General features: G+C 46.7%; 26 protein-coding genes. 16 read left to right on the top strand and 10 right to left on the bottom strand.

The window, feature by feature from the left end:
- The first annotated feature begins 593 nt into the window (after positions 1-593).
- From AC121Z_RS15375 to AC121Z_RS15360, 4 genes are all read left to right on the top strand, one after another.
- Positions 594-1,235, top strand: coding sequence for a hypothetical protein (locus AC121Z_RS15375; RefSeq protein WP_498125090.1), 642 nt, complete (start codon positions 594-596; stop codon positions 1,233-1,235).
- A 111-nt stretch (positions 1,236-1,346) separates the two neighbouring features.
- Positions 1,347-1,679 (top strand): DUF3392 domain-containing protein, encoded by a 333-nt coding sequence (locus tag AC121Z_RS15370; protein WP_498125088.1) that lies wholly within the window; start codon positions 1,347-1,349, stop codon positions 1,677-1,679.
- 214 nt (positions 1,680-1,893) lie between these two features.
- Positions 1,894-2,115 (top strand): hypothetical protein, encoded by a 222-nt coding sequence (locus AC121Z_RS15365; RefSeq protein WP_498125086.1) that lies wholly within the window; start codon positions 1,894-1,896, stop codon positions 2,113-2,115.
- The gene (locus AC121Z_RS15360) at positions 2,096-2,839 is read left to right on the top strand and encodes a DUF4382 domain-containing protein (protein ID WP_498125084.1); all 744 of its coding nucleotides are present in this window, start codon (positions 2,096-2,098) and stop codon (positions 2,837-2,839) included. The genes AC121Z_RS15365 and AC121Z_RS15360 overlap by 20 nt, the downstream gene beginning before the upstream one ends.
- A 167-nt stretch (positions 2,840-3,006) precedes the next feature.
- Here the strand turns inward: AC121Z_RS15360 and AC121Z_RS15355 are convergent, their stop codons facing one another.
- Entirely contained in the window at positions 3,007-4,965 is a 1,959-nt protein-coding gene (locus AC121Z_RS15355; RefSeq protein WP_498125083.1) for an alpha/beta hydrolase family protein, read from the bottom strand.
- Between the two features lie 148 nt (positions 4,966-5,113).
- Here AC121Z_RS15355 and AC121Z_RS15350 point away from each other — a divergent pair, with 148 nt between their 5' ends.
- On the top strand, positions 5,114-6,181 hold the full coding sequence (locus tag AC121Z_RS15350; RefSeq protein WP_498128277.1) for a CNNM domain-containing protein: 1,068 nt from the start codon (positions 5,114-5,116) through the stop codon (positions 6,179-6,181).
- Between the two features lie 85 nt (positions 6,182-6,266).
- Here AC121Z_RS15350 and AC121Z_RS15345 read toward each other — a convergent pair whose 3' ends face one another.
- A complete protein-coding gene (locus AC121Z_RS15345) occupies positions 6,267-7,319 on the bottom strand; it encodes an NAD(P)-dependent alcohol dehydrogenase (RefSeq protein WP_498125081.1) in 1,053 nt (350 codons plus the stop codon).
- A 311-nt stretch (positions 7,320-7,630) separates the two neighbouring features.
- Between AC121Z_RS15345 and AC121Z_RS15340 the strand changes: the two genes are divergently transcribed.
- From AC121Z_RS15340 to AC121Z_RS15330, 3 genes are all read left to right on the top strand, one after another.
- Positions 7,631-8,080 (top strand): DoxX family protein, encoded by a 450-nt coding sequence (locus AC121Z_RS15340; protein ID WP_498125079.1) that lies wholly within the window; start codon positions 7,631-7,633, stop codon positions 8,078-8,080.
- Positions 8,081-8,091: 11 nt separating this feature from the next.
- On the top strand, positions 8,092-8,787 hold the full coding sequence (locus AC121Z_RS15335; protein ID WP_498125077.1) for a pirin family protein: 696 nt from the start codon (positions 8,092-8,094) through the stop codon (positions 8,785-8,787).
- A 77-nt stretch (positions 8,788-8,864) separates the two neighbouring features.
- Positions 8,865-9,758, top strand: a complete 894-nt coding sequence (locus tag AC121Z_RS15330) for a LysR substrate-binding domain-containing protein (protein WP_498125075.1) — start codon at positions 8,865-8,867, stop codon at positions 9,756-9,758.
- A 92-nt stretch (positions 9,759-9,850) separates the two neighbouring features.
- On the opposite strand, the gene pdsS is transcribed toward AC121Z_RS15330, so the two are convergent.
- A complete protein-coding gene (gene pdsS / locus AC121Z_RS15325; protein WP_498125074.1) occupies positions 9,851-12,031 on the bottom strand; it encodes a proteobacterial dedicated sortase system histidine kinase in 2,181 nt (726 codons plus the stop codon).
- The gene (gene pdsR / locus AC121Z_RS15320) at positions 12,032-12,724 is read right to left on the bottom strand and encodes a proteobacterial dedicated sortase system response regulator (RefSeq protein ID WP_498125072.1); all 693 of its coding nucleotides are present in this window, start codon (positions 12,722-12,724) and stop codon (positions 12,032-12,034) included.
- Between the two features lie 212 nt (positions 12,725-12,936).
- On the opposite strand from pdsR, the gene AC121Z_RS15315 reads away from it, so the two are divergent.
- From AC121Z_RS15315 to trmB, 6 genes are all read left to right on the top strand, one after another.
- Positions 12,937-13,587, top strand: a complete 651-nt coding sequence (locus AC121Z_RS15315) for a hypothetical protein (protein ID WP_498125070.1) — start codon at positions 12,937-12,939, stop codon at positions 13,585-13,587.
- A gap of 303 nt (positions 13,588-13,890) precedes the next feature.
- Positions 13,891-15,297: a sodium:proton antiporter NhaD gene (gene nhaD / locus AC121Z_RS15310; protein ID WP_498125068.1), complete on the top strand. Its 1,407-nt coding sequence runs from the start codon at positions 13,891-13,893 to the stop codon at positions 15,295-15,297.
- A 141-nt stretch (positions 15,298-15,438) separates the two neighbouring features.
- Positions 15,439-16,179 (top strand): sortase-associated OmpA-like protein PdsO, encoded by a 741-nt coding sequence (gene pdsO, locus AC121Z_RS15305; protein WP_498125067.1) that lies wholly within the window; start codon positions 15,439-15,441, stop codon positions 16,177-16,179.
- Positions 16,180-16,418: 239 nt separating this feature from the next.
- Complete coding sequence (locus AC121Z_RS15300; RefSeq protein ID WP_498125065.1) at positions 16,419-17,354, top strand: ABC transporter ATP-binding protein; 936 nt, start codon at positions 16,419-16,421, stop codon at positions 17,352-17,354.
- On the top strand, positions 17,351-18,121 hold the full coding sequence (locus tag AC121Z_RS15295) for an ABC transporter permease (protein ID WP_498125063.1): 771 nt from the start codon (positions 17,351-17,353) through the stop codon (positions 18,119-18,121). The genes AC121Z_RS15300 and AC121Z_RS15295 overlap by 4 nt, the downstream gene beginning before the upstream one ends.
- A 3-nt stretch (positions 18,122-18,124) precedes the next feature.
- Positions 18,125-18,781 carry a tRNA (guanine(46)-N(7))-methyltransferase TrmB gene (gene trmB, locus AC121Z_RS15290; RefSeq protein ID WP_498125061.1) on the top strand — a complete coding sequence of 219 codons (657 nt, stop codon included), beginning with the start codon at positions 18,125-18,127 and terminating at the stop codon, positions 18,779-18,781.
- Here the strand turns inward: trmB and AC121Z_RS15285 are convergent.
- Entirely contained in the window at positions 18,778-19,500 is a 723-nt protein-coding gene (locus AC121Z_RS15285; protein WP_498125060.1) for an EAL domain-containing protein, read from the bottom strand. The two genes, trmB and AC121Z_RS15285, sit on opposite strands and share 4 nt — an antisense overlap.
- Positions 19,501-19,667: 167 nt before the next feature.
- Between AC121Z_RS15285 and panP the strand changes: the two genes are divergently transcribed.
- Positions 19,668-21,302: a pyridoxal-dependent aspartate 1-decarboxylase PanP gene (gene panP, locus AC121Z_RS15280; protein WP_498125058.1), complete on the top strand. Its 1,635-nt coding sequence runs from the start codon at positions 19,668-19,670 to the stop codon at positions 21,300-21,302.
- A gap of 123 nt (positions 21,303-21,425) precedes the next feature.
- Positions 21,426-21,917 carry a hypothetical protein gene (locus AC121Z_RS15275; protein WP_498125056.1) on the top strand — a complete coding sequence of 164 codons (492 nt, stop codon included), beginning with the start codon at positions 21,426-21,428 and terminating at the stop codon, positions 21,915-21,917.
- On the opposite strand, the gene panC is transcribed toward AC121Z_RS15275, so the two are convergent.
- The 5 genes from panC to gluQRS form a co-directional block, all read right to left on the bottom strand.
- Positions 21,910-22,761: a pantoate--beta-alanine ligase gene (gene panC, locus AC121Z_RS15270; protein WP_498125055.1), complete on the bottom strand. Its 852-nt coding sequence runs from the start codon at positions 22,759-22,761 to the stop codon at positions 21,910-21,912. The two genes, AC121Z_RS15275 and panC, sit on opposite strands and share 8 nt — an antisense overlap.
- Before the next feature lie 26 nt (positions 22,762-22,787).
- Positions 22,788-23,582 (bottom strand): 3-methyl-2-oxobutanoate hydroxymethyltransferase, encoded by a 795-nt coding sequence (gene panB / locus AC121Z_RS15265; RefSeq protein ID WP_498125054.1) that lies wholly within the window; start codon positions 23,580-23,582, stop codon positions 22,788-22,790.
- Entirely contained in the window at positions 23,579-24,109 is a 531-nt protein-coding gene (gene folK / locus AC121Z_RS15260; protein ID WP_498125052.1) for a 2-amino-4-hydroxy-6-hydroxymethyldihydropteridine diphosphokinase, read from the bottom strand. Before folK ends, panB begins: the two co-directional genes overlap by 4 nt.
- A complete protein-coding gene (gene pcnB / locus AC121Z_RS15255; protein ID WP_498128275.1) occupies positions 24,102-25,391 on the bottom strand; it encodes a polynucleotide adenylyltransferase PcnB in 1,290 nt (429 codons plus the stop codon). Before pcnB ends, folK begins: the two co-directional genes overlap by 8 nt.
- 152 nt (positions 25,392-25,543) lie before the next feature.
- Positions 25,544-26,428 (bottom strand): tRNA glutamyl-Q(34) synthetase GluQRS, encoded by an 885-nt coding sequence (gluQRS, locus tag AC121Z_RS15250; RefSeq protein ID WP_498125051.1) that lies wholly within the window; start codon positions 26,426-26,428, stop codon positions 25,544-25,546.
- Between the last annotated feature and the right edge of the window lie 2 nt (positions 26,429-26,430).

Here is a 26,430-nt window from a genome sequence, read left to right as displayed (position 1 = left end):
GTCGCTGGCAGGGAGCCAGCGAGCAAGCCTACAGGGAAGTATTTACGGCGGCTCGGGAAAATGAATAGGCGCACTGACCGAGAGAGCGGACTACAGCAAGTCAGGCTTTGGCACTTCGACTCACGCCTTTTGCATTGGGAAGCAAATTTCCCAGCAAACCCGCGGTGAATACGTCCCTGTACGCTTGATGTCGCCATCCATGGCTCCAACAGTTTGCTGATAAACTCACTCCCCAAAGCAGCGGCTGGCAGTGGTGTAGACCTCGATAAAAACAACGATGTGAGCTCAGATGGCGGTGATTCTATTCAGGTTCACGAGTGTTGATGGCAGGGAGGCGGCGAGCAAGCCTACAGGTTGATAATGAGGATAACTGGAAGCAAAGTGCTGAATAGGAGAGAGGGATTTAACAGCTTCTTAGCTGACATCTGTTTCAGGTGAAATATTCGTATCGAACGCTCAGCTTTAATTAAATAAAGAATAATATTTACAAAGAGTTAGCTTTACCTATAATAAGCGCCTGCGACGAAATGCCAAATATCAGCGATGGATCGCAAATTATAATAATTCTAACTAAGATCGCGCTAATGAAAACTATGACCAAAACTTTAATATTGGCACTGCAATTTGTGTTGGTGTGCTTTACATCTTCAGTTTACGCTGGCCTTATTACATTTGATGACACGACGTCTTCCGCAACATACATTACTTCAGATTATAGCGAAGATGGATATGATTTTAGCTTTAGTAAGGGCATGTATTTTGTTGACTCTGCCTATACAGCATGGACCGGACTGAGTGCATTTAGTGGTGATGCACTGCATTTTAATAGTTCTTCGTCATCAGCCATTGTGCGTTCGTCAGATGGTTCTGCATTTTCATTAATTAGTTTGTTTGCTGGCACATTACGCAGCAGTGCAAATGATCAAGGTTTTGTTTACTTTGTTGGATTGCGCTCTAACGGCGAATTGATCTCTGCACAGATATACGCAGCTAATAAAGCAAGCGAGTTCTTGTTTTCAGATCTAACAGACTTAATACAATTGACCATCCATCGTGATACTTTGAATTTCCCAGTTATCGATGATTTAGTGTTAGAAGCCTTCCAACCACATAAGCTTAATATCTCTGCGTTACAGTCAGCGCAACCCGTTGTACAAGCGAGTGAGCCTGGAATATTGGCACTACTACTATTAAGTTTAATGGTATTACCTTTATCCCGAGTTCGAAGTCAGTAACTTCTTTGCGGTACGCTACATAGAATGTGACATACCGCTCCCTGCACCCTTATACTAGCTAAGTTACCGCATTGTTTTAAGAAACCGTATAATTCGATAAAGGTACTTCACGTGGATATTGTTGTACAAGCTTTGCAAAGACTTACGCAATGGGCCAGTCCCTACTACTCTGAAATAGCATTAACTATCATTGCGACCATCCTGGTTGTGTACGGTGATGTTATCAACAAGCATATCAAGCGCGCGTTAAGTCCCTATCACTTTATCGTGCGTACCGGCATCTTCGTTTTGATTTGTGCATTTGGTTATGGCTTGCTAATTGTATATACCACGCCTTGGGTTAAAGAGTTGATTTTACTCATCCCTAGCCTTTATCGTGGATTATCTATTATCTTGGTATTTCTACTTCTCGGTTACTTGGCAGAAAACCGTCGTTATATATAGTCAGTAGGAAAAATTTACTTTCGTCATTTTAGTTATCGGTAATTTTTCCAATCTGATGCTGTATCAAATCAGATACGCTTATCGTCAGGGAAATTCCTTACTCCGTCCGGAGTATTGCTATGGTGCGCTGTGTACTTTGATATTAATGGTTTGGGTGTCATTGGTCTTGTTTTTGCCGCCATATCATTGAAGTAATAATCAAAGAGGTAGATGTATGCGTGTTTTTAAATATTCCGCAATAAGTTCTTTATTTGTGCTCACTGCTTGCGGCGGTGGGTCTTCAGGCCCAGCAGGTGACGATCCAGTATCACCACTGGCTCCAAGCCCTGCGAGTTTAACCCTAAACGTTTCGGATGCCCCAGTGGACGATGCGCTAGCTGTCGTTGTCGAGTTTGATTCAATAGAGCTGACTGGCAATGGCTCCAATTGTCTATGATGTAACTGATGAGCAAGGCGGCGCACGCCAGATCGATCTGTTGGCCTTCCAAGGTGAGGATTTTGCCACCTTGCTAGACAGTGTTGAAATAGAAGCTGGAACCTATGAACAGCTGCGCTTAAATGTCACTAATAATTCGTTTATTGAGATGTTATCTGGGACGTTTGACTTGCGCGTACCAAGTAGTCAGCTAAAGCTTGATGGTTTTACTATTGCTGAATCTGAACAGGCGTTGTACACGGTCGAGTTTGATTTACGTAAATCGTTAGTCGCACCGCCAGGGCAAGATGCGATCCTGCTTAAGCCTAGAGGTGTCAGAGTGGTCGAGAATAGTGAAGCTGGGACAATCGCTGGGACTGTAGATGAGTCATTGTTAGTAGTAGAGGAATGTGCCGAGAAGGTAGATATCGAAGTCGGTAATGCCGTTTACATTTATTCTGGGACTGATTTGGCGTTAGACGTACTAGGCGATGATGCTGACGAGCCCGTCGACCCTAATGAAGTCTCACCAATTGCAATTGGCGAAGTGGCGCTAAATGCAGACGCTGAATATGCCTTTGAGGTTGCCTATTTGCCGGTTGGAGATTACACCGTTGGATTTACCTGTCTCGCAGCTAACGATGAGCCGGAAACCGATGAAAATGTGAATGACGGATTTTCTATCATTACGCAACAATCTGCGAGCGTAAGTGCTCAGCAAACAACGACAGTGGTTTTTGATTAAGCAACAGTTGTAATTTTAGAATTGATAACTCAATACAAGATGAAATTGGTGTTGAGTTATCGATTCTGGCTGTAATAACTGACGTCGATTAGCGGCCCGATTGTTGGTTTAATCTTGTCGCCAGAGCCGCTACCTTTAACACCATTATCGGTGTGGCCAATTAATCATTATCGCGTTTGTATGAAGTACAAAGAATCACTCAGAAAGACTTTGCGTGTTTGCGCCTGAGTGAACCAGTGATCAGAGCCATTCGCCGGCAACAAGACTGCTTGTGTATTCCCGCTATCCAATAATTTTGCGTACATCCGTTCAGAATGTTTATAACGTACCACCGTATCACGCTTGCCGTGAAACATAAGTAATGGCAACGTTTTTTGGTCTGCTCGTTCATGGGGTGAAATAGCGGCCAAATTGGTCGTCGTAATTTCGCCGGCATAATATTGCTGTGCATGTGTATTACGCTCCCATCCATCATTGCCAGCGAAGAGAATAGTCTCTTCATCTAACAGTTGCTTCATGTTAGACACACCGGCCGAAGAGACTGCACAGCGAAACTGCTGTTGGGCTTCAGTTGCTGCTAACATGGCAACGTAGCCGCCATAACTATGACCAACAATACAAGGCTTGCGCTGAGCGACTCGATCACTGGCTAATACCGCTTGCGTGCCCTCATACACATCTTGTTGCATCCGTCTTCCCCATTGGCCATAGCCAGCATCGAGAAATTTATAGCCATAGCCAGAGGAGCCTCGAAAATTCGGCTGATAGACGGCATACCCATTCGCCACGAAAAAGTCACGGATCCAATCAAAGTCCGCATCATCACGGGAATGCGGACCACCATGTGGCAAGACGATCAGCTCGGGCTTGGTGTCAGAATGTTTAGGCAGCGTTAGATAGCCCGGGGTCACCAATCCGTCAGATGCCGTGAAGGTGAAAACTTCGCTTTGTTGGTGCTGACGTTCAGTCAAAAGGGGGTATTCTTCACCCAGTAAGGCAATTTCTCCCGCACCTCTATCGAACAAATAGTAATTTGGAGCTAGACCACTGCCACTGACCACTACGGTAAACAATTGACGATCGCGAGAATAACTAAGGATTTCTACCTGTGCATGCTCAAACGTTGCTTGCAAAGAACGGTAAATGCCGGCAAGTTCCTCATCAAACACAAAGTGTTGTTCGTAGACGTCGCGGATTACTGTCGCACCGAGGAGGGCACCGGTGTGCAAATCTTGATAGAAGTCATTATCGAGGTCATGTTCACTGAATCGAAGCAGCACGTTGCGCTGAGCCTGAAGATCATCTGTGGGAGTACCATAAAGACCCCAAACACCGTTTGATGTTGTCCATCTGACGTATGCTGTTTCGCCTTTAACAGCGAGTACTTGGGGTACGCCGAATTCTTTTTCCGGAGAATACGCGACCTCTGTATAGCCTGAGCCATCCGCATCTTTCCAGAATGTTTGCCAACGTTGTGATATGTCGCTGTACTGTTGATAACCTAGATAATCACCTTGATCGCTGAAAATCCAAGATGCTGCATTATCATTCGGCATGAATACCGACTCGATAAGTTCAGTGTCGCCGCTTAATACGTTAAGTTTAAATAATCCCTCGCTACGCGGGGCATCTAAATTGGCACGGTAAGTATTCGACACAAAGATGTGATTTGCGTCGCTTGGTAGAGTGTGCTCGAGTCGCATGCTACTGGTATTGTACCGATAGCGTTCGCTACTGAAAGGGAATATCGCTTCACCATTAGTCGTGTTAACTAATGCAGTACGGAAAAAGGTATACCACATTTGTGCCGGAGCGTGATGATACGGCACGCTAATCATGACCATAACCCGGTCGTCTGCCACCCATCTCAGTTCTCGAATGTGTCCTTCATTGACGGCAAAAACAATGGGTTTTTGCGCATTATCTGTAAGCGACTGGACTACCAAAGCATAGTTATCTTTGGTGCGTTGTAAAAAAGCCAGTTTGGCGCCGGAGGGGGATATCTTCATTGCCTTTACTTCGGGTAACGAGCCATATGCAGTAACGAGCGGCTCCTCGGCATGAGTGAAACCGACTAAGCAAAAGAATAAACTGATAACGATGGGAATGTAGTGCCGCATATCCATAATTTTGAGGTGTCCTTGTATGCAGACTTTAGCGAATTTCCCACTGATTGCCTAGCCTATGTTGCGCTATGGGTATTATGCCCTGATTTAGCTTGAAGATGCTGTTGAGTATTGCATAATGACGGTCCGAGTATCTCTGGTCATTTCTATGTTTCTGCTTACCGTTTATGTTCTGATTGCATTGGGTTTTTCTTTTTTATGTTCCATTGCTGAAGCCGTAATTTTGAGTATTTCACCGGCGTATATTTCGTCACTGAAACATCGTGGTAAGCCTTCCGGCAAGTTGTTAGAGGGCTTATCCAGTAATATCAATCAACCGTTGGCAGCAATACTTACCCTGAATACTATTGCGCACACCATGGGAGCTGCCGGCGCCGGTGCGCAAGCTGCCGCAGTGTTCGGTGATGCCTATCTTGGCGTCATTTCTGCAGTTTTAACCTTGCTCATATTGGTATTTTCCGAAATTATCCCGAAGACATTGGGGGCAACTTTTTGGCGGCAACTGGCACCAGCGACGGCTTATTTCTTAAAGTATTTAATCATGGTGCTTTATCCCTTCGTAAAAATGTCAGAGTGGCTAACCAAAGGATTTAAAGAAGATAGCCCATTACGCGGTCTGAACCGCATGGAACTACAAATGATGGCCAAATTGTCTGCCGAGGAAGGGCAGCTAGCGACACAAGAAGTGGCCTTCGTACAAAATGTGCTGAATTTACACAGTCTCAGGGTGAGAGACGCGATCACCCACCGCACACGCATCTTTTCAGTGGATGAGAATACCAGCGTTGAAGCCTTTTTTCACAAGCATAGCAATATTGAGTTTTCGCGGATCCCTGTGTATGAAGACAACGATAGTGAGAAAATCACGGGCTATGTCATGCGCTCTGATTTGCTTGTTGCACAAGCGCGGGGTAATGGCACAAAATCTTTGTATGAGTATGTGAAACCCTTGGTAACTTTGCTCGATACAATGCCGCTATCAACCACGTTTAATCATTTTATTGATAATCATGTGCATATGCTTTTGGTTGTAGACGAATACGGTGGTCTTGTGGGTATTTTGACCTTAGAAGATTTGCTGGAGAAACTCCTAGGCGTGGACATTATTGATGAAAAGGACAATACCGTCAGTATGAAGCGGCTTGCACGGATTGTATCCAAACGCCAAGAGAAGCGTCTGGCTGACGCGCAATCAGTCGCTGACCCCGAAAGTTAACGTTTCGAGCACAATAATACTGACCAATTGGTAAGCAACTCCAGCGGCCAAAGCAGGCGTAGTGCCTGCCTCAACCAATGGTTATTTAGCTCTCAACGGCTAATGAGGCCATGTCGATAACGAAACGGTGAGCGACATCTCCTTTGCTAAGATGGGCAAATGCAGCGTTGATTTCGTCAGCCCGAATGGTTTTACATTCTGGATGAATATTATGTTCGGCACAAAAATCCAAGACTTCTTGAGTTTCTTTAATACCACCAATCAGTGAGCCTGCAACGCGTCTACGCCCCATAATTAAAGGTATCGTCATAGACTCTTCCATTGGTCCGACTTGACCAACAATAACCAGCGTACCATCAACGTCTAACAACGGTGTATAGTCGTCAACATTGTGTTTCACTGGCACGGTGTCGAGGATCAGGTCAAATGATGCCGTAGCTGCTTTCATGGCTGCCTTATCGGTAGACACCAGTACTCCCTTAGCGCCGCTCTGCTTGGCTTCAGCTGACTTGGCGTCCGAACGACTGATAACGGTAACTTCGGCACCCATTGCCGCGGCTAATTTAACCGCCATGTGCCCGAGCCCACCGAGTCCAATCACACCCACTCGTGAGCCTGACTTTACGCCCCAAGTGCGCAAGGGCGAGTAGGTAGTAATACCTGCACACAGGATGGGCGCGGCTCTGCTCATATCCAGAGCGTCAGGCACGCTCAGAACAAACTCCTCGCGAACGACGATATGCTTAGAGTAACCGCCTTGCGTGATTTCACCGGAAATGCGATCGGGTGCACCGTAAGTGGGTGTCATTCCATTGCGGCAATACTGTTCTTCGTGATTATGGCATTGGTCGCATTCTTGACAACTATCTACCATGCAACCAACAGCCACCGAGTCACCGACGTTGTAATTATTAACCGCTGGACCAACATCAATGACTCGACCAACAATTTCATGGCCAGGAACTAGCGGATAGTGTTGATCGCCCCAATCGCCATTCACGGTATGCAAATCGGAGTGGCAAATCCCACTGTAAAGAATTTCAATTGCGACATCATTGTCACGTAATGCGCGTCGCTCAAAATGATAGGGCACCATATGTGCATCTGAAGAGTGTGCTGCGTAACCAATTGTTTGCATAAGCCCTCGCTGCTTAATTATTTACTTTCTTGAGTTATAGATAATGATAGTAGTTCAGCAAAGATCAACCGCCAGTAATATCACTTTTATTGTTAATACATTATGTCGTTGCTCAATAGTTTACTCACGAACAGTTTGCATCGGACTAAGGACTTGTGTGCAGGTGTTGAGAGAGAAAGCTGCGATCTCCATCATTCAAAATATTTGAATGTGTTGTTGCAAATGTTCCGCTATCTAATTCCTTAGTCAAAGCCAATAATAACTTCACTGGATTTTATTTAATTAAATTGTTTGAACTTCTGGAGATAGACATGACTCAATTAACAACTTTATTTACCTCACAACCTTCATTGGCCCCAGTCGCATTACGCCTATCAGCCGGGGTTATCTTCGCGGCCCACGGGGCGCAAAAACTATTTGGCTGGTTTGGCGGCTATGGGCTCGAGGGTACAGGGCAGTGGATGGCTTCTATCGGTTTAGAGCCTGGGTACCTTATGGCTTTGATGGCCGGTAGCGCTGAGTTCTTCGGCGGTTTGTTCTTGATCCTTGGCTTGCTGACAAGGCCTACCGCATTAGTTTTGGCAGTAACTATGCTGGTTGCGATTGTGTCAGTGCATTTAGAGAACGGATTATTTATGGCCAACAATGGCTATGAATTCGGTTTGAGTTTATTCGCTATATCAGTGGCCTTGATGGTTTCCGGCGCTGGTCGATTCGCACTCGACACTGTAGTAGCGCAACGTCTAAGCAGCAATGCATAAGGAGGGGGAATATGTTTACCGTCAGACGATCTGACGCCCGTGGTCGAGCCAACTTCGGTTGGCTTGATAGCCGGCATACATTTTCATTTGGGCAATATTACGATCCTCAACATATGGGCGTTTCAGCATTACGCGTTATCAATGATGATAGGGTTGCGCCAGGTGCAGGATTTGGCACCCACGGGCATAGCCATATGGAAATTATCAGTTTAGTCACTGAAGGGGCAATGGTGCACAAAGACAGCGAAGGTAATGAGCAGTTACTGCCCGCAGGCGAGTTTCAATTAATGTCAGCTGGCAATGGGATCACGCACAGTGAATTTAACGCATCAACGACTGCTCCGTTGTCGTTTTTGCAGATTTGGATCCAACCCAATGAGCGTGGTGGGCAACCTGGCTACCAACAAAAGCGGTTTGATTTAACCTCAGCGCAAACCTTGGTAGTTACACCTGACGGCAATAATGGAACTCTGCGAATAAAACAGGACGCAAGTTTAAGTCATATTAATTTGACCGAGACAGATAATTTAACGATGACGCTAGCCCAGCAGCGGAATTACTATCTTCATGTTATGACCGGAGAGCTTTATGTTGGTGGGTACTTGCTAACCTCGGGTGATGCAGTTCATATAAGTAATCAATCGGAGCTTGGATTAACACGCCACTCAGATAATGCAACTACAGCATTACTCTTTGATTTACCCTAGTTGAATTGGGCCGGTGGCAATTGCCACCAGCCCTTGAATTCGCCATACTCCAATTAACGAACCTGTTCGGTGCTCGCATGCCTAATCCTATCAACCTCGACGCACTTATGGTGCTGAAGACTATACAAGAGAAGGGCTCGTTTGCAGCCGCTGCCGACGCATTATTCAAAGTACCTTCAGCACTTACTTATACTGTTAGCAAGCTAGAACAAGAGCTTGGTGTTGCGCTATTTGATCGCAGTGGGCATCGTGCAGTGCTAACGCCAGCAGGTCAATTAGTTCTGGATGAAGGGTTGCAACTATTGCAGGCCGCGAGTCGGTTAACCGAAAAAGTCAAAGAACTCGAGTCAGGCTGGGAGCCAAGAGTTACGATCGCTTTAGATTCGTTGTTACCATGCACGCCTCTGTTAGGGCTGATTGAACGCTTTTGCCAATTGCAAAAACCGGTAAATATCCAAATTGTTGAAGAAGTACTTGGCGGAGGTTGGGATGCGCTGTATACCCAACGTGCTGATATCGCAATCGGTGTGAGTGGTGAGGTAGCCAGTGGTTTGTACGATATTGCGCAAATTGGTGACGTTGAATGGGTTTTCGCGGTTGCCCCACATCATCCTTTAGCCAACCTTGCAGAGCCGATCGCAGCCAACGAAGTGCAAGAATTCCCGGCGGTGATTGTATCGGATTCATCACGCACGTTAGCACAGCGCTCATCGGGCTTATTTGCCGCTCGGCAAACCATTAGCGTGAGTTCCTTGGCACATAAAATTGCTGCTCAGGTCCGAGGCGTCGGTGTTGGCTTTTTGCCTTTGCACGCAATCAAACAAGCGCTTGAGGAGCGCAAATTGCTGATCAAATATACCGATATACCACGTCCAGCGATCCCGATTTACATTGCCAAGTCAAAAACAGCCCAAGGCAAAGCGGTCACATGGTTTTACGAACAGGCCATAGAAACAAGTTGGCTAAGCTAGAGTGAGTACGCACTTACATTTTATGTCTATTGGCTCAAATCATTTTGCCTGCAACTGAGATTTTACGCCTATCACAACGGTAACCTCGCCTTCTAGTTAAGTTTTTGGTCAGTTTGCTCAATTTTAAATTTACCCAGTACACATACACCACTCATGTCTGCAAGGTTAGTAATGCTAAGCTCTCCGCCGTGAAACTGCGCAATTGTCCTAGCGATATACAAGCCTAGACCAAGGTGCACAGCATCGTGCTGAACCTCTGATGGACGAATTGACACCATCGATTGAAAGAGTTCTTGCTCCATACCACTGGGTAACTGACTGCCGTAATTGGTAATACTGAGGCAGAAAAACTGCTGCTCTTGCCAAGCATGAATGCGGATAGGGGAGTCAGGAGAGCTAAATTCAACCGCATTATTGACCACTTTATCGAGCAATTGCGCGAACAAATCAGGAATACCATGCAGGGATACCGTCGCGATGCGGCAAGTAAATTCAAAAGGATGAGTATTATAGAGTGCGGAATAGCTATCGCTACAGGTACGAATGACATCAATCGCATCAAATGTGACTTTATTCTCACTGACGAGGGCACTCTCCATCCGTGTTGCTTCGCTCATCCGGGTAAGAATACGACTTAACCGTTCAATTCCGCTCAATGCTCGCTGCGTGTAAGCGCGTTGCGATTCATCCTGTTCTATGGTCATTAAATTATCTAACGAAGAGCGCACGATGGCGACGGGGGTGCGCAATTCATGTGATAAACGTGACGCCATGTTCTCCAGATATTGGGTGTAGTGGGTCAAGCGTGTAATTACGCTGGAAAACGCTGCCGAAAGATCGCCAATCTCATCGTAACGGGTGACCTCAGGCAAAGTACCAACAATGCGGCCAGTGTCATCAATAATCGTTTCCGTTGCGTCTCGCAGTTTGCGAATACGTGTGGTGATACGCGCGGCAAAAAATAAAATTGTAGCGATTGCCACAAAGGTTATCGCCAGCATGACATGGAACAGCTTTTCTAGCGCACGGTTCCGTAAAGTGCGGATCCCATGGGTTGTTTGTTCCACGACAACTGCCCCCATCACTTGTTCATCAATATAAATTGGATGTGCAGCTGACAGGATGACAGCTTTATTGTCAGGGCTTAACCGCCATAGAGCGCTAGCTTCTCCCTGCAGTGCCTGCGCAATTTCATGTCCCTCCAGAGCGAATGCATTCTCTAATTCGTCAATAAAGTCGTTGCTCGGCTGGGTTAACACTAAATAGTACAATGGCAGCAACCACTGCTCTTCTAACCGCGACCACCAGGAAGATTGACTGCGTGCTCGATTACCCGCGTTGATCCCTGTCGCAGTTTGAATGTCACCAGAGCGCGCCAGTACGCGTAAATGTTTGTCCACTACCCATACGCGCGAGCGCGTGTACTGCAAACTTGTAAGCAAGCGCTCAATGGCCCCAGACTGTGTCGCAATCGTACCGAGCTCTTGCTGTTTGTTGGGATCCGCTGTACCGATAATACTTACCACCGCGGCTGTGACTGATTCGTCAACATCGACTAAAGCGAAAGCCAAATTTCCTCCAGTCATAGCTTGCGGGAAGCGGATTTCTATATTGTATCCACTTGCAGTTTCAACCCATTGTCCTTGTATACGATTTTCGTTGCCGAGGATTTGATAGCTGTTGGCCTCTGGGGCGAGTTGAAAACCATTCACCCAACCGGCTTGGCGGGGGGCGATGGCGTAGCGTTTAATGTTGCCGTTGTTGTCACTCATAGCAATCATAAGGTGATCGTTCTGAGCGATACCCAAGGCATTAGGGGGCCGCCGGATCCAAACATTATCCTTAACCGCAAACATGGCATACACATAGCCTTGATAACTACCCACAGTGTGATCAAAGGTAAGGCTGACCGGTTGCGCGAGTGGGGCTTGCGCATCATCGATCCGATAACGCGCGTCATAATGACGCACAATGGGTTGCGCATCACGCCAGTCTGCGAAGTCACCATCTAGCTTAATCGCTTGACGGATCGGCACTGCGTATAGGTCTGTGCCTGGACGTACGCTCTCTCGCTTAGTCGCCGGTGAATCAAACAAAGCCTCGCGTTCATGCAAAGCGCTGGCGATTGCTCGTGCCGTACCAATCATGGTTTGCTCCTGGCCAGTCCTTAAATAAGACTCTAATTCCCACACGTATTGATACCCGACGTAAGGGATGGCCAGTAAGAATACTGACATTAGCAATAGCTGAGCACGGATTGGAATGCGTATCATCTAGTCACTCGTGCGCCAGCGGTAACCCATTCCATAGAGCGTTTCGATACGATCAAAGTCGGTATCTAGTTGCACAAATTTTTGCCTGATCCGCTTAATGTGCGACGTTATGGTGGTGTCGTCTACGACCATCTTTGAATCGTCCATCAATTGTTGCCGGCTTTTTACATGACCCGGGTGTTTAACTAGCGAGTACAACATCCAGAATTCTGTCACCGTCAGATCAACCGCAACCTGCCGCCATTTTACTAACATGCGGTTGGCGTCTATTTGCAAATCATCAAGTTCGATCAGCGACGTTTGATCGACGGGCGCATGCAGTAAATCGGTGCGTCTAAATAACGCTGCCACGCGGGCCAAAAGGTGCGGCAAAGAAATATCTTTGGTGATGTAATCATCGGCTCCCATACGTAACCCGCTGACCGTATCGATATCATTATCGCGGGCAGTGAAAAAAATGATAGGTAAGGTTGAGGACCACTGACGTAACGTCTGGCAGAGTAGGAAGCCACCATCATGCTCATGCTTTAAGCCAATGTCGATTATAGCCAAATCGGGTAACCTGATGGCTATCGCCGCTTCTGCATCAGCACGATTGTCATAGCCGACGACCTTATAACCCTGGCGACTAAATGCTTCAATGTAGTTTTCTCGTAAAGCTGGGTCATCTTCGACCAATACTATTCGTTTCATGGAGTTTTCATTGCTGGTTAATAACGCGCAGTCTACCGTAAAAACTCTGTGACAATAGCGGTTGCAGTGAAATTCCATTTTTCTGCCATAATTCAGCATGATATTGAAATATTCATTAAAAGCGTACGTTCGCGTGTGCAATTTTGGGTCGATCAGCTAGGGTTATTAGTAGCAGTTAACGAGAACTGACAAAACCAAGGGAAGGATGCCTTATGTTACGTGTGGTGATTAGTTTATTAATACTTTGGGTAAGTACTCGCGCAGGTGCGGAGCCATTTGTCGTCAGTTATCCTCCACATTATGAAATTGAGCCATATAAAATCATTGTGCAACAGGCATACGCAGATCTGGGTATTACAATTGAATTTGTGGAATTGCCAGTAGAGCGGCGCTTGTCCAGTTTGTCTAAAGGTCTCACGGATGCAGATGTTGGTGCGAGGAAACCGCAGTTCGAGCAATATGAGAATATTGACCACATTCCAATAACGTTAACCACCGTTTATTTGTACTTATTATGTCATTCAGAAGATTGTGACCCTGATATTTTGTTAGATGAGCGGGTAAAAGTGCATGCGACTCTTTTTGGCAAGGGCATGCTGCACACGTTGTTTGGTGAAGAAATAAAGGCACAAGTCACAACCATCGAAAACTATCGTGTCTTGCTTGATATGTTTCACTTACGCCGCGCGACAAATATAGTTTATGCCACGGGAATGGACTTAACGGCGTGGCAACAAAAGCACAGCGCCAATGTTGCGCTATTGTATGAAACGCCTCTCTATCATGTGGTTAACCATCGTCACTCGGCGCTTATACGACCGCTTACCCGAGCCCTTAGAACGCGGTTAATGGCGTCGCAATAGGTAATTACGAAGGGTATGCCATGTTTTGATATCCAGTATTCGCGCATTGAATGTAAACGCAGGGTATAGCGCTATGCATCTTTGTTAGCTGATTGGTTTAATAGCAAGTGTATGATTCAGAACAATATAAACGTTTTTTGTTAATGTTAATCTCCGGTCCTGTTCTAGCTACTGAATACCTGCCTAACGTGCATTGCTGTACTGCCAATACCAAGGTCGTATGGTGTTAAGGCGCTAAGTGATTAATCTCTGGCGCAACCCTTTGGATTGAACCACATTTTTTGTTGGAGTAAAGGTTTCCAGATGTTCTTAAAATTTTTGCTTATTTGCGGGTTGGCGGGCTTTGCCAATTCAGCCGTTGCAAGCGCTTCTGCAGCTACGCTGGAGCCACTCAACTTAGTTTATAGTGGTTTTGGTTACGCCGCGCTCGCGATTTTTGCGTTTGCCTATTTATTTGTAATTTTTGAAGAGCAGATCCATTTGCGCAAGTCAAAGCCCGTTTTGATTGCCGCGAGTTTGATTTGGATCCTCATCGCGGTAGCTTACCTTGGGACCGGGCAGTCAGCGGCGGTTGAAGAAGCCATCCGGCACAATTTTCTGGAATATGCCGAGTTGTTTTTCTTTTTGGTGGTCGCAATGACCTATATCAATGCGATGTTAGAGCGGGATGTCTTTGATGCTTTGCGCGATACGCTAACAGTACGCGGCTTTAGTTATAGGGCGATTTTTTGGCTGACGGGGATTTTAGCCTTTTGTATTTCACCTATTGCCGATAATTTAACTACCGCACTAGTGATGTGTGCGGTGATTATGGCGGTCGGCAGCAACAATGCCCGGTTTATCAGTATCGGTTGTGTGAATATTGTCGTTGCCGCAAATGCGGGCGGGGCGTTTAGCCCGTTTGGTGATATCACTACGCTGATGGTATGGCAAAAAGGGATCCTGTCATTTACTGAATTTTTTCAATTATTCATTCCTGCATTAGTTAATTTCATAATCCCAGCTATCATCATGTCTTTCGCTTTGCCTAATGGACGCCCGGTGGGCAATGGCGCAACGATTACACCCATCAAACCCGGCGGTTTGACGATTGTTGGGTTATTTTTGTGTACCATTGTCACGGCCGTTAGTTTTCACAATTTTCTGCACTTGCCACCGGTCTACGGCATGATGTTTGGTCTTGGTTATCTCAAACTGTATAGTTTCTATTTACGCGTGAGTTACGGCAATGGACATCATGAATCTGATAGCTTACCGGGTACTCACAATGAACCTGACTCCTTTGATATTTTCACCAAAGTTGCGCGCGCCGAATGGGACACTCTGTTTTTCTTTTATGGCGTAATTTTAGCTGTCGGGGGGCTCGGCTTTATGGGGTATTTGGCGCTTGCATCCGAAGGGATGTATGGCACCTTCGGACCAACGGGTGCAAACATTTTGGTCGGTATTTTGTCGGCGGTAGTTGACAACATTCCGGTGATGTTTGCGGTTTTGACCATGTCTCCCGAGATGTCACAGTCGCAGTGGTTGTTAGTGACCTTAACTGCAGGTGTGGGTGGGAGTTTGTTGTCCATAGGTTCTGCTGCTGGGGTCGCCTTGATGGGACAGGCGCGCGGTTATTACACGTTTTTCTCGCATCTGCGCTGGGCCCCCGTTATTGCGCTCGGTTATGCTGCGAGTATTGCTGTCCATTTTTGGTTAAATGGTTAGTAACCATAGAGGGCGACCCTATCGCCATAATTTAGTCATAAAGTAACGTTAGCTTGCCATTTTTTCGCAATGTCCTGTGCATGTGAGCATGGTTTCCTATAACGGTGGATTAACTTCATCGTAAACATTAAAGGAAAACCTATGACACAAGTAAAATCAGGCTTTAAACGTACAACAATTGCACTGTGTATTCTATTAGGCAGCGCCCACACTGCCGTCGCTGAAACGCCAAGCGATACTTCAAATGATACCTCAGAATCTAACGCTTCAGTTTTGATTGGAGGTGCCACGGGAGCTGCGATGGGTGGGATGGCGGCTGGTCCGATTGGCGCAGTAGTTGGTGGTATCATTGGCTTGATGATCGGCAACGATGCCGAACAACAAGCCGCACTTTCTGATTCACAAATGAAATTAGCCAAACAAACAGCAGCAATGCATGCTCTGCAGGACGACCTCATTGCCTGGCAGCAGCAGAGTATGCTGCAACCGGTTAATAAGGTCACAACCATTGAACCATTATTGCCAGAATTAACCACTTCAATTCAGTTTAGGACTGGCCTGGCGAATATTGAACCTGTCTATACCGAACAGTTGACCTTGCTGGCCGAATTAATGACAGACGCGCCCGGTCTTGGCATGCAGGTCATTGGTTATGCGGATCCGCGTGGCAATCAGGATGATAACTATGCGCTTAGCCAAGCACGCGCTAACGCGGTTAAGCAGCAACTCGTGGATCTTGGCGTAGATCCTGCTCAGGTCGTCACCCACGCTGGCGGCGAACAACCTGCGCAACACTCTTCGTCGTATGAGTCATATTTTTTCGATCGTAAAGCGGTGATCATGTTGGCACCGCAGGAGAAAATGTTAACCGCTCAACAGTAAGTTAGCAGCAATCGAATCGCACCTGCCAGTCATGGCTGTCCTTCATTTAGACAATGAAGGCAGCCTGCGTGGCATTATTCAGGGAGTAGTGCGCAAAGACCGCTCGATATGCTAACAAGGTCTTATTTATTCTGGTTTCTACTGCGCTAAATGGTTGAAATTTGGCATAATGGCAGCACATACCAAAGATGTTGTTGCTGCAACTGCTGCGGTAATAGATACCACTTTTTGAGAACACTATGTTAGCACTGGATATTAAAGGCCTGAAAAAGACCTACAAAGGCGGCGTACAAGCGTTGAAAGGCGTAGACCTAGCGGTTACACAGGGCGACTTTTTTGCGCTGTTAGGTCCAAACGGTGCAGGTAAATCAACCACCATCGGGATCATCGCTTCGTTAGTGAATAAATCTGCGGGCGATGTGAGTGTGATGGGGCATTCGATTGATACCGATTTAACCCAAGCAAAGTCATGTATTGGTTTAGTACCGCAAGAGTTTAACTTCAATCAGTTCGAAACCTTATGGCAGATCATGCTGAATCAAGCGGGCTACTATGGCGTACCTCGTTCGGTCGCGCGGGAGCGAGCCGAAACCTATTTAAAACAACTCGACCTGTGGGAAAAACGGGATGCGCCTGCACGTGAATTATCTGGCGGTATGAAACGGCGCTTGATGATCGCGCGCGCGCTCATGCATGAGCCAAAGATTTTGATCCTCGACGAACCCACTGCAGGGGTGGATATTGAAATTCGTCGTTCTATGTGGCGATTTTTAACGGCAATAAATCAGCAGGGCATTACGATTATATTGACCACACATTATCTTGAAGAGGCTGAGAGTTTGTGTCGCAATATCGCCATCATTGATAAAGGGCAGATTGTCGAAAACACCAGCATGAAAGCATTATTGGCGACGCTAAACGTAGAGACTTTTGTGCTGGATATCAGCCCAGTAGAGCAAGCGCCTTCTTTGCCTAATTATGAATCGCGCTTAGTGGATGACCATACCTTGGAAGTTGATGTGCACAAGTCAGAAGGATTAAATCCCGTTTTTTCGCAGTTAACTGAGCAAGGCGTACAAGTTATGAGTATGCGCAACAAAGCGAATCGCTTAGAAGAGTTATTTGTACGATTGGTCGAATCTGGCCGTGCTGAGCAACAGGAGAAGTCCGCGTGAATCATTTATATTTCGTTGCTTTACGCACTATTTGGATTAAAGAATGTACGCGATTTTTGCGGATTTGGGTGCAGACATTGGTACCGCCAGCCATCACGATGAGTCTTTACTTTGTGATTTTTGGCAGTTTAATCGGCTCTCGCATTGGTGCTATGGACGGCGTCAGCTATATGGAGTTCATCGTGCCAGGTTTAATCATGATGGCAATTATTACTAACAGTTACTCCAATGTGTCCTCATCGTTTTTTAGCGCTAAATTTCAGCGCAATGTTGAAGAGTTACTCGTTGCTCCAGTGCCTACTTGGGTCATTATTTTTGGTTTTGTTGGAGGGGGCGTAGCGCGCGCGATGTTGATAGGAATTATTGTGACAATTGTAGCGTCGATTTTTGTTGATCTGCAATTGCTGCATCTAGGTGTCATTATTGCGACCTTACTACTTACGTCTACGTTGTTTGCGACGGCTGGTTTAATTAATGCCATATATGCAAAAACCTTTGATGATATTTCGGTCATTCCCACGTTTGTATTAACACCGTTAACCTATCTTGGCGGCGTGTTTTATTCATTGTCGCTGTTGCCGGAGTTTTGGCAAACAGTCAGTAAGGCGAATCCGATCGTGTACATGGTGAATGGTTTTCGCTATGGTTTTCTAGGCAAGTCTGATGTGGATGTGACGATTTCTCTGGCTTTGTTGATCGGTTTTAATGCGGTGTTATTTACTGTTGCGTATATCCTGTTACAACGCGGTGTAGGGATCCGTAGTTAATTTATGCATGCTCAAGCACGTTCAGTCACAACAACCCAGCTTACGGTGCATGAAAAGCTAGATCACTATGTTGAGCGCTATCGGCATGCGCAGCGTCAACATGCAGTGAGTGAGCACACGGCAGCAGCCTTTAAAGAATGTTTAACTTGGCTGGCAGACTGGCGTGGGCCGATAATCTTTGATGCGTGCTGTGGCGTTGGCGAGAGTACAGCGCAAATTGCTGAACGTTATCCGGATTGTAAAGTTATTGGGATCGATAAATCTGCCGCGCGCTTGGCAAAGCATCAGCATTACGCTGGCGCAACTGAGAACTACTGCGTTGTGCGCGCTGATGTGAGTGATTTTTGGTATTTAGCCAGACAGCATGGGCTCACATTAGCGAAGCATTTTCTGCTTTATCCAAATCCTTATCCAAAACCGTCACAGGTGCAGAAGCGTTGGCATGCATCACCCAGCATGCCTGACTTTGTTGCTTTGGGCGGAGATATCTTTGTGCGTAGCAATTGGTTGATTTTTTTAGAGGAATTCCAGCAGGCTCTAGCACTTTATGGCATCAATAGTAAGCTTGAGAAGGTTCAAGTAGGTGAACCACTGACACCTTTTGAACGCAAATATCTTGCGAGTCAGCAGGCGTGTTGGCAGCTCACTGCATTGCGTTAATTGGTTGTTTGTACACTCGCGTTGGGACGACTAAACAAAAAACCTTGGGCATAGCGAATCGATAACTGATCCAGCAAAGGCAGCATATCTTCATGTTCAATATGCTCCGCTACCACACAGACGTTTTGGCGTTGGGCAAATTCACAAATGTGCTCTACAAATTCCTGCACACTGCTATTTTGATTAAATTGGTTGATCAATTTACCACTGAGTTTCACGCCATTAATGGGTAATGTCAGTAAACGTTGCACATTCACCGGCGTTTCGCCCAAATTATCGATAAATACGCCGATACCCAGCGCCGCGCATTGTTCCACAAACTCAGTGAGTTGAGTCTCATAATGCAAAGCGGCATGTGCTGTGATCTCAATACTGATGCGTTGTCGATTCGGGTAGTCGTTGAGCGCATTGCGAATAAAGGGAATAAGCTGGGTGTTTTGCAGATCCGCGGTGTCTAAATTAATGTTCCAGGGGATATTCACGTGTCGAAAATATTGTGCACACTGCAATAGCATGGTTTCGGTTAACTGCGCACACCAATTATTGCGCTCAACGATAAACAAAAACTCATTGGGCAGGAAGGTATGCTCTTGCTCGTTAATCAAGCGAGCAAGGCACTCATAGCGCCACACGCTATTTGCTTGCCGATCCATAATCGGTTGGAAAAACGGAACGATGCGGTCAAGGGAAAAGCTATCCGTGACCTCTTTAATTGGCATTCGATCAAATAATCCTCATACTCAGTATTAAAACTATAACAGAACATTTCACACTTGGTACGTGTTTATGCGCGCTTTATCGCTTGGTAAAAGGCACCAACTAGGGTAAAGTCCGCGATCACCGTTATTTAGGTGTATTTTGTGTCGAGGCAGTTGGGGGCAAGTCAGTGAGCAAAGCTGAAGTCAGTATGAGTCATCTACTACGGGTGTTTACCAAACCCGAGCAGGTGAATTCCAAGCTTGCGCAAATTGAGCAGCATATCTCTGATAATTTGGCCGATTTTTTGTCTCAGCACGTGGTTGCTAAAAAGACGTCATTGGAAGAAATCGAGCAAGACTTTGCCGACGCGCGATTACCCGAAATTCCCGAGTTTGTTTCCACTCACGCTGAATCACTACTCGACAAATTAGTTGCCCATTCCGTCAATACTTATTCACCGACATTTATCGGTCACATGACGTCGGCGTTGCCATATTTTCATTTGCCACTCGCCAAACTCATGGTGGGGTTGAACCAAAATCTGGTAAAGATTGAAACGTCAAAGGCGTTTACACCACTAGAACGGCAAGTGCTCGGTATGATGCATAATTTAGTGTATCAGCGCGATGATGCATTCTACGCGCAACATTTACACAGTGCGCGTCATTCTCTTGGTGCCTTTTGTTCTGGTGGTACGGTTGCGAACATTACTGCATTGTGGGTTGCGCGGAATCATTTGCTCAAACCTGACGGCAGTTTTAAAGGTGTTTCGCGTGATGGTTTACTGGCTGCGTATCGCCACTATGCAATTGATGGTGTGGGCGTATTAACCTCCAAGCGTGGTCACTATTCCTTAGGTAAAGCAATGGATTTGCTCGGTTTAGGTCGCAATGAGATGGTCACCGTGGATTGTCTATCGCAGACCTTGTCGCCTGAAAAAGCCCTTGCGATGGGAAAACAATACCAAGCACAAAATAAACGCTTGCTAGCCATTGTGGGGGTTGCTGGTACTACAGAAACCGGCCATGTAGATCCGTTGGACGAGTTAGCCGATGTGGCCAAAGAACTCGGCTGTTGGTTCCATGTTGACGCAGCTTGGGGCGGTGCAACACTCTTCTCTGATCGTTACCGGGATAAGTTAAAAGGGATCGAGCGTGCAGATTCGATAACGTTCGATGCGCACAAACAAATGTATGTCCCTATGGGGGCTGGCATGGTTCTATTTAAGGATCCTGAACATAGTAATGCGGTTCGCCACCACGCCCAATATATTTTGCGTGAAGGGTCCAAAGATTTAGGTTCTACTACGCTAGAAGGGTCGCGCAATGGTATGGCGATGTTGGTCTATGCGTCATTACATATTCTGGGTCGCAGAGGCTATGAATTATTGATCAATCAAAGCATCGAGAAGGCCCATGCATTTGCGCAGATGATCAATAGCTCGGCGCATTTTGAGTTGGTGACAGCACCGACCCTAAGTCTATTAACCTATCGAGTGGTTCCTGAGTTTGTCCAGCAAGCGCAGGCGAGTTTACCGGCGCATGAACAAGCGATACGGCATGATTTGTTGGATCAACTAACGGTGAGTATTCAAAAACGTCAACGCGAGGCAGGTAAATCTTTCGTTTCCCGCACACGCCTAACCACCGAACAATATACTACGCAACCTGTCACAGTCTTTCGCGTTGTATTGGCTAACCCGTTGACGTCGTTAACGGATTTACAAACCATTTTGGATGAACAACTAACGCTTGCAAAAGGTTGCACTCAATGGCAGCAACTGGCCGAATTATTTGCTCCGCAACAGCAGGTAGTTGGTTAACCAACCACGATAGCTTGCAAGCCCTATGGATCCGATTTGCGCAGCTAATCGCACTTTTCATTGACTTGACTAATAGGCGTCTAGCGATTAATTTATGGCCAGAGCAGCTTAATCGATTAACTTATGCCCGACGCGAAAATCTTGTACCGGATCAATACTGAAAACAATGCTCTGCTTGTTTGGGTCAGTGGTGCTGTGAGTTTTGCTAAAGCGATGGATTTTCTACAAACGTTTTTACACGATCCTGACTTTGCCTACGGTATGGACAGCTTTTACGATTTGACCGCGTGTACCGATATTGATGGTGACCTTGGCGATGCAGCTGATATCTCTGCCTTGGTCAGTGGCGAAAGTATGCCTTTACTACCGGCTAAAACGGCTTTCTTGTTACCCGAAAACAATGAAAAAATCAGTCGTGTCATTCACGGCATGATGTTGATGTTTTCAGCCTCTCCCATTGAGCATGCATGCTTCAATCAATCTCAGCGCGAGCAGTCGTTTGACTTCTTAGGCTTTAATCAGGCGTTTCGAATGGACATTGATAGTGTCAGTCGTCAGGTCGTGCCAGAGCCTGAATTAACTCCTGCACTACCTGGCTTAACGATGCTTAGTTAAGACGCACTTGAATATTATCGATGAGTCGAGTTTTACCCAAGAAAGCGGCTGCGAGAATGACCAACTCTTTATCTTCATGCCCTGGGTGCAATAAGGTACTTGCGGCTCTGATTTCTATATAATCAGGTTTAAATCCAGCTGCGGTTAGCGCTTCTTTAGCAGTGGTAAGCATGTTTGAATAATCAAAACGCCCCGCTTGGAGTTGTTCCGCCAGGGTCGCAATGGTTTGATACAGCAAAGGCGCTTTCTCACGCTCTTGAGGGGTTAAGTAGCCATTCCGCGAACTCATGGCCAGCCCGTCCTCTTCGCGCTCAGTGGGTACGCCGTATATCTCCAAATTCATCGATAAATCGGTCACCATGGCACGGATGACTTGTAGCTGCTGAAAGTCTTTTTCGCCGAAGAAGGCCTTATTCGGTTGCACCATATTAAAGAGTTTACACACAATCGTGGCAACGCCGCGGAAGTGGCCGGGCCGACTGGCACCGCAAATCATGTAGGAAAGGCCCGGAACTTCGACGAAGGTTTGCTGTTCGAGTCCACGTGAGTAGATATCGCTGGCTTTCGGTGTGAAAACTACGTCAACACCGAGCGCTTCTAACGCTGCCAAATCTGCTTGCATGGTGCGGGGGTAGGCATCGAGATCCTCATCTGGACCAAACTGTAAAGGATTGACAAAAATAGAGACCACCACGATGCTGGCTTCCGCTTTGGCACGCTTTACCAACTTTAAATGACCATCATGCAAATTCCCCATTGTTGGCACGAAGGCGATAACTTCTCCTTTTAATTGCCAGCTGCGTCGTAACTCTCTTAATGACGTAATATTTTCAATGACTTGCATAATGAACCCAATCTTTACTTAAAGTGTTACTCGAAACTATGCGCAGCGTCTGGGAACTGCTCACTCTTAACTTCAGTAATAAATTGCGCGACAGCTGATGGGATGTCGGCACTGTCGGCGAGATAATTCTTGGAAAACTTAGGCATATAGTTAGCGCTGACCCCTAACATGTCATGCATGACGAGAATTTGCCCATCACAGTGAACCCCTGCGCCAATCCCGATAACCGGAATTTCGACCGCTTGTGCGATACGTTTACCTAATTCTGTCGGCACGCACTCAATGACCAGAAGTTGCGCTCCGGCGTTTTCAAGCGCTTGCGCAGACTGGATCAAAGCGAGCGCTTGCTTGTCATCGCGGCCTTGCACCTTAAAACCACCGAAGACATGCACGGACTGCGGAGTTAGACCAATATGACCACACACTGGCACGCCGCGCTCAACCAAACCACGAATGGTCTCGCTTAGCCACTCGCCACCTTCTAATTTGACCATACTTGCGCCACTGGCCATGAGTTTACCTGCCGCCTGATAGGCAACCTCAGGCGTTGCGTAACTCATAAAGGGCATATCTGCGATTACTAAAGCGTTTTGGGCCCCAGCGCGGACCGCACGGGTGTGATAGGCGATATCAGCTACTGTAACGCCTAACGTGTCGTCGCTGCCATGCAATACCATGCCTAACGAATCACCAATCAAAATCACCTCGACGCCGGCGTCATCAAAAAGTTTGGCAAAACTTGCATCGTAAGCGGTGAGCGCGGTGATTTTTTCCCCTTGCTGTTTCAGCTTTTGTAAGCTGGCGATGGTTTTCTTTTTCACGCGCTTATCTCCTTAACTTCTGGTTCATTTCTCATCCGGCGCAAGCCTTTTAGCGAACAGTCGGCAACCCAAGTAGCCAATGGTCGACCGTCAGGCATAACCATATCGGGAGCTACTTCAAACAATGGTACCAGAACAAACTCACGTCCTGCGAGGCCGTAGTGAGGTACGGTTAATCGCTTGGTTTGGATGAGCTGTTGGTCAAACAAAAGAATATCCAAATCCATGGTTCTGGGCCCCCAACGCTCTTGTTTACGTTCACGCCCAAACAGTTGCTCTATGGATTGTAGTTGATCAAGTAGGGTATCGGCGGAGCAAGTGCAACGAATGTGTATAACGGCATTGACATAATCAGCCTGGTCTTTGGGTCCCATCGGTGAGCTTGAATAAAGTGAAGATGCACGTACCAGTTCTACTGCTTCCAGTTCAGCAATTTTGCTTATGGCTTGTTGCACTTGCTGGCAAGGTAGACCAAATACTGGACTGGGAATGTTACTTCCGAGCCCAATAAAAACTTGTTCATACATCGCTTTTGGGTTTCCGTGGTTTACGGTTTTTAGAAGGGCGACGGCGTGGCCCTTTAGCACCACTATTCGCCATCTTACGACGGCCGTCAGGATCCTTGCTTTGGTATTCTGTCCACCACTGTGCGACTTCTAGTGCTTGCCCACCTTCAATTTGCCCACGTAGCAACATAAAGTCATAGGCCGCTCTGAAGCGCGGATGGCTGTGTAGGGTTTGTGCCCTGCGCCCAAAGCGTTTAGGTAAGCGCCATTGCAGTTGCCAAATTTCGCGCATTGCAGTGGTAAATCGTTTTGGGATCATCAAACGTCGAGTCTGCGCACTGAGCACGTCATTCATGGCAATGTTAAATGCATCATGTGGTTGCAAACCTGACTCGGCCATTAATTGCTGGTGACGTTCTTCCAATGGATACCACAGAAAAGCGGCGAGCAAAAAGGCTGGAGTTACCCGTAAATCATTGTTGATCCGGTTATCAGTATTAATCAGCATCTGTTCAATCAGTTGATATTCTCGGCTGGCTGAATTATTTAATACATCCTCTAAACAAGGGAATAACGGGTAAAACAAGCGATACTCAAGCAATAAACGGAAGGTTTGTAGGGCTTGGCCGGATAAAAATAATTTTAGATATTCTTCAAATAAGCGCGCCGGTGGGATGTTGCTGAGCAAACCAGCCAAGGCGACAATAGGCTTACCCGTTCGTGGCGTAATATGCATATCGAGTTTAGCCGCGAAGCGCACGGCTCGCAGCATACGTACCGGATCTTCACGATAGCGTGTTTCCGGATCGCCAATTAATTCAATTTCACGTTGTTCGATTGCACGTACACCATCGGCAAAATCAGTAACGCTGTAATCAGCAATATTGTAATACATCGCATTAATGGTGAAATCACGCCGCTGGGCATCTTCGTCAATGCTGCCAAACACATTGTCACGCATTAGCTGGCCGTGTTCCGATTGCTTGCTATGGTCGGTAGAATCTTCGTCACTGCCATGGTGACCGCGAAAGGTTGCGACTTCAATGATTTCGCGCCCAAAAACAATATGAGCGAGACGAAATCGGCGACCAATGAGGCGACAGTTTTTAAACAGGCTTTGCACTTGCTCAGGCGTCGCGTTGGTAACCACGTCGAAATCTTTAGGGTGTTTGCCGAGCATGATGTCGCGAATACAGCCGCCAACCAAATAAGCCTGAAAGCCAGATTTATTCAGGCGATACAGTACCTTTAACGCATTGTCACTGATTTCTGACCGCGTGATTGGATGTTCTGCGCGTGGAATCGTGACCGGGCGCAATTCATTCGCATTCCCACGGGTAACCGTTTTCGCTTGACTTGAGAGTGCATTTTTCACTCTGCTGATGACTTTACTGATGATACGCCTGAGCTCCTGACATCCGATATGCTCGATTAAAGCCCGCTATAATAAGCTGCTTAAGGCGTTTCGACAATAATTTCACGTTGTTGCGGCCATTTATCGCTAGGAAGGTGCTCAATGGCCCAAGCCAATGTGGCCGATATGGACGATAAATCTTCCCGTTGGGGTAATCTAGCCCCCAGTAAGCGCAAAATATGGTGTAAATTTTTCACTGCGTTGGCTGCCTGAACCGGTGGTGCATGATTTTGTTTACTCAGTTTAAATCCGGGTTTGGCACTTAGTACGGGCACGTGTAAGTAGTGCGGCGCTGGGGCAGCTAGTGCGCGATATAAGGACAGCTGACTGGCGGTTGTTTCCAATAGGTCAACGCCGCGCACAATGTGACTGATGTGTTGACGAATATCATCAACTACCACGACTAAGTTGTACGCAAACAAACCATCCTTACGCTTGACAATGAAGTCGTCAAGGCTGTGCGGATCCTCGATAGTAATCTTACCCAGTAGTTCATCACTGAACTCAACAATTGGCTGCTGTTGCAAAAAACGCAGTGCTGCATCTGCAGAAGGATAATGTCGATTGCGACAAAAACCGTCATAGTAGCCTTGTGCATTGCGCTCTCGCACCTGAGCGCGTGAGCAGCGGCAAGCGTAGATTGAATCAGCCAAGGCCGCCAGCGACTGTTGATAGTATTCAAGCTGCTGGGACTGATAGGTCACAGCGTCATCCCACATCAAGCCATGCGCTTCTAAGGTCTGTAAGATTGCTTCATCGGCACCAGGCACACAGCGAGGGGTATCAATATCTTCGATTCTAACCAACCAACGACCCGCATGTTGCCGCGCGTGTAAGTAACTGCACACTGCAGTGAATAACGAACCAAGGTGTAAAGCCCCACTGGGGGATGGGGCAAATCGCCCGATGTAGGATGCAGATGTCATAC

The organism is Alteromonas sp. DYW1 (assembly GCF_059752595.1).
Note: the sequence above shows the minus strand (reverse complement) of the source record. Positions and strands in the feature narration are given on the sequence as shown.